Raw genomic sequence first — 8,281 nt, 5'->3', positions numbered from 1 at the left:
CTAATTATAAGATCGATGCCCCCTGCGGCCGTAAAAAGGCGGTACAGGGGACATCGATTTGACAAACCAATTGCTCTTTTGGTTATTCCAGTACTTTTTTGATTTGTCGTTTGGCTAAGGTGAGGGGAGCTAATGAACAGGGGCCGTTGATACAACCTCCGTCGCAGGCCATTACTTCGACGAATTGAGCGTCGGGTTTTTTAGCCATACTCTTCAATAGGGCTTGATTTTTCTTATCCAACCCTTCGATATGAATATTGGAATATTTGTCGCCGATGGCATTGACAACAGCTGCCTGTACTCCGCCGGCCTGAGCAAATCCACGGCCGTACTTCGTCACTTCGTGGTTGAGCTCTTTCTCGCTGCAATTGGCTACATCTATGTCATAAGCCACCATAAAAGCACCCAGCTCTTCGAAGCTCATCACATAATCCACTTCGTCGACCGAATCGGCTTCATGGCGTTTGGCCAGGCACGGTCCGATGAATACGACTTCGGCATCCGGATATTTCTCCTTCGCGTATCGGGCTGCATAGACCATCGGGCTCCGGGTTTCCGAAACATAGGGTTTCAGCATCGGAGCATGCTTGTCCACCCAACCGGTATAAGCCGGGCAACAAGAGGTGGTCATAAAAGCTTGGCCTTCCTGCATTTTTTCTTCCAATTCTTTGGCTTCGTTTGCAGCTGTGATTTCGGCACCGAGAGCAACTTCGATCACATCGTCGAAACCGATTTGTTTGATCGCTGCCAGTACTTGCCCCGGAGTGGCATTGAACTGCCCATAGATAGCAGGAGCAGGGATAGCTACGATTTTTTTCTTCGGATTACTAATACTTTTGTGTATATCGATGATTTTCGACCGTTCCATGATAGCTCCATAGGGACAGGCTTGCATACATTTTCCGCAATAGATACACTTTTCTTTATCGATATGTTCTACGCCTTCGGCATCTTTACTGATCGCTTTTACGGGACAAACGTCTTCGCAAGGAACAGGCGTGTATACAATAGCATGATAGGGGCAAACTTTCTGGCATAATCCGCAGCTGACACAATCCTCACTGCTGATACTGGCTTTGCCGCCGATAAACGAAATCGCAGCTTTGGGGCAGTTCATCACACAAGGCCGGCCTTCACATCCCCGGCAAAGGTTTGTGACGGCATATTGTGATTGGATACAGGCACTACAAGCTTCGTGGACAACAGAAAGAATATTTTCCTTCATATTTTTATTAGCCATCGCCATGCGGGCGAAATCGGAGAGATGAATCAGGTCGATCTCTTCGTCTGTAATTTCAAAGCCCAGAATCGAGATAATCTTGTGTTTGAGGATGTAACGGTCTTTGTGGATGCAACACCTCACCGGTCGCTTGTTGCGTGGACGCATTTCGACAGGGAGATATTTCAGACCTGTGATCAGTTCGTCTTTTTTTAATAACTTGACAATCCGGATTAATAACTCCCGTTTGGTGAGCATCGCAAAATTATCGTACAACATGTCTTAATTCTTCTTTTATAATTCGTAATAGGGTTTCTTTACTGACACCGGTTATGATTTCTCCGTTCAGCTCTGCAAAAGGAGGTGTATCTTTGCCGTTACACCGTTGCAGACAAGGAGAAAAGGTGATTTCAATGCCTTGTTTTTCTTCTTCAGACAACAATTCTTCTATTTCCATTAATTGGGCTCCGCCCATGACATAACACATGGTTCCTGCACATAATCTCAGTTTGATTTTGTCCATAGGATTCAAATTTAAAATTTCTTTCCTGTTAATGTGTAGTCTTTGATGTGTGTCATTTTGAGGGGTCAAAGATAGGTAATTTCTACATCTTTCAGGAATTTCGTTTCTAATAAATATTTAATTTTTTTTACCACATTACGCCGGATTTCCAGTTCTACGGGTAGGTTGGGATCCTGATGTGCCACATTGATCCGGGTACCGACGATAAAGGTGATTTTATCACTGTTTTGTATCAGATTAACCAGGTCGTTGGCCGGACCCTGTGATTTTTCGGGGATCCCTTGGGTTAAAAGCCGCTCCACCTTACTTAAGGTCAGAATCCCTTCCGTGATCAGGTCGATTCCTTCCATATAGGAGAGTGGGGGGAGCTCTTTATCGGTGATATCCATACTGACCTGCAGGGGGAGTTGAAGTTCCCTTGAAATAATCGTGGCTGTCGTTCCTCCGCAGAGTACTTTTTTACCTTTGAAATCCCTGACTTTTTCTGCCAGATACCGGTCTTTTTTTTCATCGTAAGGCGGGCCGGTACAGATGAGCAGATTGCGCGGCGTTCGCCGGTAAATGACACAACAGCTGGTGTCGTCCAGCAAACGATAGTTATCGTTGCGTTCGGCCCTTAAAACGATCTTGCGGGCTAATTCTTTCGCCGATATACCGGGGTGCTGGCTTAAGGTTTCTGCGATATAGATACCGACTCCTTCGTCCCAACCGAAAGGCATATTACTGCTACCCATTCCCGATTGGCTGACTCCGTCGGAAAAACAAATCAGGCGGTCTTCTTTTTCCAGCTTGAACTCCGATATCCACAGATAGGTATTTTCCAGATCTTCCCGTTCGATCGGGATCTTTTTTTTCCGGATTTCCACTGCCTGTCCGCGACGAAACAGATAGACCGCCGGGCTTTCGTATTCCACAATCCGGGTATTCCCGAAACAATCGATGTCGAAGATACAAAAGGTGGAATAACTGATTTTACGGACCATATCCTTAGGCAGGGTATGGATAATCGAGAGAGCGGTTTGGAGAATACTTTCGTTCATGGCTGTGTAATTCATGGCCATAGTAGCGGTCATCGCCGATAAAACACTGGCTTTGATACCACTCCCTAAACCGTCCGATAATACACTGATGATCCGGTCTTCCTCTTTTAACTTCTGGGACATGTAACTGTCTCCACAGACGATATTGCCTGCTTTATTTTTTTGGAAACAGTCTACTTCTATAAATATATCCGATTCTTTCATCCTTCCTTTTTTCTTATAAACTCGTTCCCCCATCTTTTTCCCCTCCAACCTTTTTTCTCCCTCCCCTCTTGCTTCTGGCCTTTAGCTTTTTACCTTTTCCCCCGCCTCCATAATCGACCGTAGGGTAGCATCGGTAAAAGCTGCATTTTCACCTAGCAGGCAAGCCACTTCCTGTACTGTAGCCATATATTTGCGTACCACTTCCTGGGTTTTTTCCAGCATCCATTCTTTACGGACATAAGGTTCCCGAAGATCCTGTAAGATTCCGAATACCAGGCGGTGGGGTTGGATATTATAAATAGAGAGCAGCCAGATTTTATCGCCTTCCCGGATTTGCCGTTCCGTGATCTCTTTACCTGTGTTCAATACTGTGCGGAAGAGGTCGGTGAAGCTACAGATTTTGTCCAATTCGACGCCTTGTAATCCGGGCGAAGCTTCGTAGACCATGACGACATCCTCTCCCAGCAGGTTGGCACAACAGCTGTTCATATCGGAGATTTTCAGATCATTATCGACCAGTAATACGCCTGCCGGTATTTTTTGTAACAAGACGGTCGCTTTGTCGTGGGCCACCCGTCGCATATAGGATACGCACATGTTTTCTTCTGCCCGGCCTTCGACCAGGGCTACTGCAAAATCACGGCAGGAGTCATAACCACACCCGCTACAGTTGAGCTCGTCTTCAGGACTGTTTTTACCGACAGCAGATAAGGCTTGCTTGATCTCTTCTTCTGTATGCCGGGCCGTCGAACAGTCGTAAGCCTTGAATGTCGTGGTCAGATCGATATGCCCGAGATCGGGAACGGTACTTTCGGGGTGTGCGGCCCGGTGTTGCTGAATATTGTATCTTTTGATGGCCAGAGAAGTCTGGCTGAGTTTGGCCGGACCATTGATGCAGCCTCCTTTACAGGCCAGCAGTTCCAGAAAAATCGTATCTTTTTCCCGGCGCGTATCCAGGTTCTTGATGACATCTTTGATATTACTCAAATCGGAGAAAGCCATTTTTACAATCTTTTTGCTTTCACCGTCGATACCCGGAAGCATGCCTCCTTCGACAGGGTACAGAGAACCGATTCCGGCCTGCCAGGGGATAAAGTGATCCTCTGCAGCCGGAGTTAATTGTTCGGGATGAATATTTTCTTTTTCAAACCAGTTTTTCAGGTCTTTAAAAGTGATAGCCACTTCCACCAGCTCTTTAAAATGATCCGCTTCCAGTTTCTTACAGATACATGGGCCTGCAAAGATGACTTTTAAATCGTTTCCGTAATAGTCTTTTAAAATTCTGGCATGAGCTAACATAGGAGAGAGCATCGGCGTGATGGCCGGAGTATGCTCGGCGGAGTATTTCCGGATGTATTCGACCACTACCGGACAGGCGGAAGAGATATACACTCCCGGTTGCGATTGTTGTAGATAATCCGATACCCGTGAAGAGACCAATTCTGCACCGATCGCAGTCTCGGATACTCCTGAAAAACCAAGTTTGCGGATGGCTGCGATAAGTTGTCCGATGGATAAATCTTCGAATTCACAGGCCCAGGAGGGGGCGAGGGATAAGATTACCCGGGGATAATTCTGCAAGATAAGACGGGTACGGCTGACCCCGTCCCGGATCTTTTTTGCACCGGTAGGGCAAACTTGGGTACAGTGGCCACAGTAGATACATCGTTCTTCTATGATGTAGGCCTTATTGTCTTCGATCTGAATCGCTTTTACCGGACATTCACGGACACATTTATAACAGTCCTGACAATTTTCCGGTTCGGTATAGATCGGTTTTAAATCCATAGATCTGTTCATAGTTGCTGGGTAAACTGTGTTATGGGTGAGGTTGCCTTTCGCCTGTTATTATTTTATCGGAAATTCTTCCTGAAGTATTTTGTATAAACCCGAGAGATTGACCTCTTTGTAGACTTTCTCGTCGATTCGGAGGATCGGGCCGCTACTGCATAATTCTTCGCACAGATGACCGGAGAATGAAATCTCGGCTTCCAGGTGATTTTCTGCTATGTATTTCTTGATTACTTCGAGATGGACATTGTTTCCCCGGGAATAACACGAACTGCCCAAACATATTTTAATTTGACGCATAGGACATTTTTAGGCAAATATAGTGAAAGGCGAGAGCAAAAACAACAAACTGGTTTGATTGATTTTGCCAAGCCGCATCCTATATTATACCAATAAAGTACAAAAAAAACGCCTTTTGCAAGGCGTTTTCTTATGAGAGTGAGAACTGTTTATTTCTTCACGACAGTCGTTTCTTTTTTACCGAATCTCTTTCTGAATTCGTAAGCTAACGGTGTGGCCACGAACAGAGAAGAATAGGTTCCTACGATGATACCGATCAACAGAGCGAATACGAAACCTTTGATAGAAGTACCACCGAAGATGAAGATCGCTAACAATACCACTAAGGTCGACAAAGAAGTACTGAACGTACGGCGTAATGTAGAGTTCAATGCAGCGTCGGTTACTTCCAGATCGTCGCGTTTCGGGTACAGATGATGGTATTCACGGATACGGTCGAATACAACCACCGTGTCGTTGATCGAATAACCCACTACGGTCAGGATGGCTGCAATAAAGGCCTGGTCGATCTCCAGAGAGAAAGGCAGGAATCCGGCCAACAGGGAGAACAAACCTAATACGACAATGGTATTGTGAGCCAATCCGAGGACGGCACCGGCACCATATTGCCATTTGCTGAACCGTACCATAATATAAACGAAGATCACTAATAAGGCGAAGATTACCGACCAGATTGCAGCCCGGGTTACATCTTCCGCCACTGCCGGTCCCACTTTCTGCGACATCTGACGATAGTCGCTCAGGAATACTTCTTTGCTGGTACCGTCGGGTAAGTAGCTTTTCAACCCTTCATACAATAAGGCCTCTACTTCGTCGTCAGCTTCCGTTCCTTCATCTTCGATTTTATACTTGGTGGTTATTCTGACCTGATTGTCTCCGCCGAAAGTTTTTACTTCAGGAGCACTTCCATACACAGCAGCCAGACTTTCTGCTACTTTTTCCACTTCTACCGGCTGGTCGAAAGCAACCGTATAAGTTCTACCTCCGACGAAGTCGATGCCTTTATCGAATCCGCGGGTGAACATAGATACCAGACAAACAACGGTGATAATACCGGATACCGTATAACCCACTTTCCGTCTTTCGAGGAATGGGAAGTGTACGTCCCGCAACCAGTTGGCTGTAAATGGAGTGGTAAATCTGACGTTATCATTTTTCTTGGATGCATTGTCGAGAATGATCCGGGTAATGAAGATCGCACAGAACAATGAAGTGAAAATACCGATGATCAATGTGGTTGCGAAACCTTTGATCGGGCCTTCTCCAAAATAGTAAAGGATGAAACCCGTCAATAAGGTTGTTACGTTACCGTCGATGATGGCGGAATAAGCTTGTTTGTAACCTTCTTTGATGGCTAATCTCAACCCTTTACCTGCTCTCAATTCTTCCTGGATACGTTCATAGATCAATACGTTGGCATCGACCGACATTCCCATTGTCAGGACGATACCGGCAATACCCGGTAGGGTCAATACCGCTCCGATAGAAGCAAGTACACCGAATAAGAAGAATAAGTTGGTAAACAAAGCGATGTCTGCTGCCAGACCTGCTCCTTTGCTATAGAAGAATAGCATGTATATCAGAACCAAACCGAAAGCGATCACGAACGACCACATACCGGATTGGATAGATTCGCTACCTAAGGACGGTCCTACGATCTCATCGGCAATGATACGTGCCGGAGCAGGTAATTTACCGGATTTCAGGATATTGGCTAAGTCCTGGGCTTCTTTTACGTCGAACTGACCGGAAATCTGTGAGCTACCCCCTTTGATTTCATCGTTCACGTTCGGTGAAGAACAAACATAACCATCCAATACGATAGCGATGCTATGGCCCACATTTTCTTTGGTCAGCCGAGCCCAGACTTTAGCTCCTTCTCCATTCATATTCATGGATACCACAGGGCGTCCACTGTTGTGTTCGTATTCCTGACGGGCATCGACGACAGCACCTCCATCCAGGGGAGCTTTGCCGTCACGGGTCGTGATTTTGATCGCATGTAAAGCAATAACCTCCCCATTGGGTTTCATTTCCCACAGCAGGCGGGCATTACGGGGAAGAGTCGCTTTTACTTGTGGCATAGCCAGGATTTCATTTACCGCTGCCGTATCTTTTACATGAGAATAACCTATTAAAGAACCTGTCGGGATGATCTGGCCGCTTTGACGGTCGATATTAGGTGTCAGAACGGAGAAAAGAGGATTCGCTTTTTTGAAAGCAGCTTCATCGGCCAGCAGATTATTGGTAGAATCTTGTGCTGCGGCCTGAGAGATCAGGCTATTGGCAGTTGTATCCGCTTTGGTTGTTTCCGGTTGTTCTGCCGTTGCATTGGCTGCATTTTCAGTAGTCAGTATCTCTTCAGCTTCAACGATAGTACGGGCTTTTTCATTGGCTGCTTGCAAATAAGGAAAGAAATCTCCGTTATCGAAGGTTTCATAGAACTCCAACGCTGCTGTTCCTTGCAACAATTTTCTTACCCGTTGAGCATCTTTGATACCCGGAAGTTCGATCACGATACGACCGGAGATATCTGCTTTACGGATATTAGGCTGTGCTACACCGAAACGGTCGATACGTGTACGCAGAATATGGAATGTATTGTCGATGGCTCCTTCGGCTTCCTGACGGATAACGTCTAAAACTTCCTTGTTACTGGCTCCGATTTTGATTTTATCTTTCAGTTCTACGGTTCCGAAAATATTCGGAGAGGCCAGCTGTGCATTCGGGGCAATTCTCTCGAATGCTTCGCCGAACAGGGTTACAAAGTCTTTCGGGCTGGATGTACGCATCTTCACCGCTTCTTGTAAAGCCTGATTGAAAGCTTCATCCTGACTGTAGTTGGCCAGACTGCGGACCACGTCGACCACGTCTACTTCCATGGTTACGTTCATACCTCCACGCAGGTCAAGACCCAGATTTAATTCCAACTCTTTACACTCTTTGTAAGTGTATTGTGCAATTCCCAGGAAATTGTAAACTTCCTTGTTTGCAATAGAATCCAGATAAACTTTTTCCTTTACGGGATCTCCCTGCGCATATTCCCTCGCAACTTTTTCCACCCGATTGGTTTTCCAGGTAAAAGATAACTGGTAAAGACTCACTAACGCTAATGCAATAGTAAGTAATGTGATCGCTCCTTTATTCTGCATTTTACAATAAATTATTATATGACTTAATTTTTGCTAATTCTTTAAGCACGAT

6 protein-coding genes are annotated in these 8,281 nt (G+C 45.7%); all 6 read right to left on the bottom strand.

The features are described from left to right. Positions 1 to 82 precede the first annotated feature (82 nt). The 6 genes from AC5RDS_RS09145 to secDF all read right to left on the bottom strand — a co-directional run bounded on the left by AC5RDS_RS09145 (position 83) and on the right by secDF (position 8,229). Complete coding sequence (locus tag AC5RDS_RS09145; protein WP_013613424.1) at positions 83 to 1,498, bottom strand: monomeric [FeFe] hydrogenase; 1,416 nt, start codon at positions 1,496 to 1,498, stop codon at positions 83 to 85. Further along, on the bottom strand, positions 1,485 to 1,751 hold the full coding sequence (locus AC5RDS_RS09140) for an NAD(P)H-dependent oxidoreductase subunit E (protein WP_256316269.1): 267 nt from the start codon (positions 1,749 to 1,751) through the stop codon (positions 1,485 to 1,487). Before AC5RDS_RS09140 ends, AC5RDS_RS09145 begins: the two co-directional genes overlap by 14 nt. A 56-nt stretch (positions 1,752 to 1,807) precedes the next feature. Beyond that, positions 1,808 to 2,986: a SpoIIE family protein phosphatase gene (locus AC5RDS_RS09135; RefSeq protein ID WP_172720060.1), complete on the bottom strand. Its 1,179-nt coding sequence runs from the start codon at positions 2,984 to 2,986 to the stop codon at positions 1,808 to 1,810. A gap of 81 nt (positions 2,987 to 3,067) precedes the next feature. Then, positions 3,068 to 4,786 carry a [Fe-Fe] hydrogenase large subunit C-terminal domain-containing protein gene (locus AC5RDS_RS09130; RefSeq protein ID WP_228026211.1) on the bottom strand — a complete coding sequence of 573 codons (1,719 nt, stop codon included), beginning with the start codon at positions 4,784 to 4,786 and terminating at the stop codon, positions 3,068 to 3,070. Positions 4,787 to 4,834: 48 nt separating this feature from the next. Next, the gene (locus AC5RDS_RS09125) at positions 4,835 to 5,077 is read right to left on the bottom strand and encodes a (2Fe-2S) ferredoxin domain-containing protein (protein WP_013613428.1); all 243 of its coding nucleotides are present in this window, start codon (positions 5,075 to 5,077) and stop codon (positions 4,835 to 4,837) included. 149 nt (positions 5,078 to 5,226) lie between these two features. Then, positions 5,227 to 8,229, bottom strand: a complete 3,003-nt coding sequence (gene secDF / locus AC5RDS_RS09120) for a protein translocase subunit SecDF (RefSeq protein WP_272054644.1) — start codon at positions 8,227 to 8,229, stop codon at positions 5,227 to 5,229. Between the last annotated feature and the right edge of the window lie 52 nt (positions 8,230 to 8,281).

The sequence above is a fragment of the Odoribacter sp. genome, assembly GCF_985060555.1.
The sequence above is the reverse complement of the archived record's forward strand: the minus strand, read 5'-3'. Positions and strand labels throughout refer to the sequence as shown.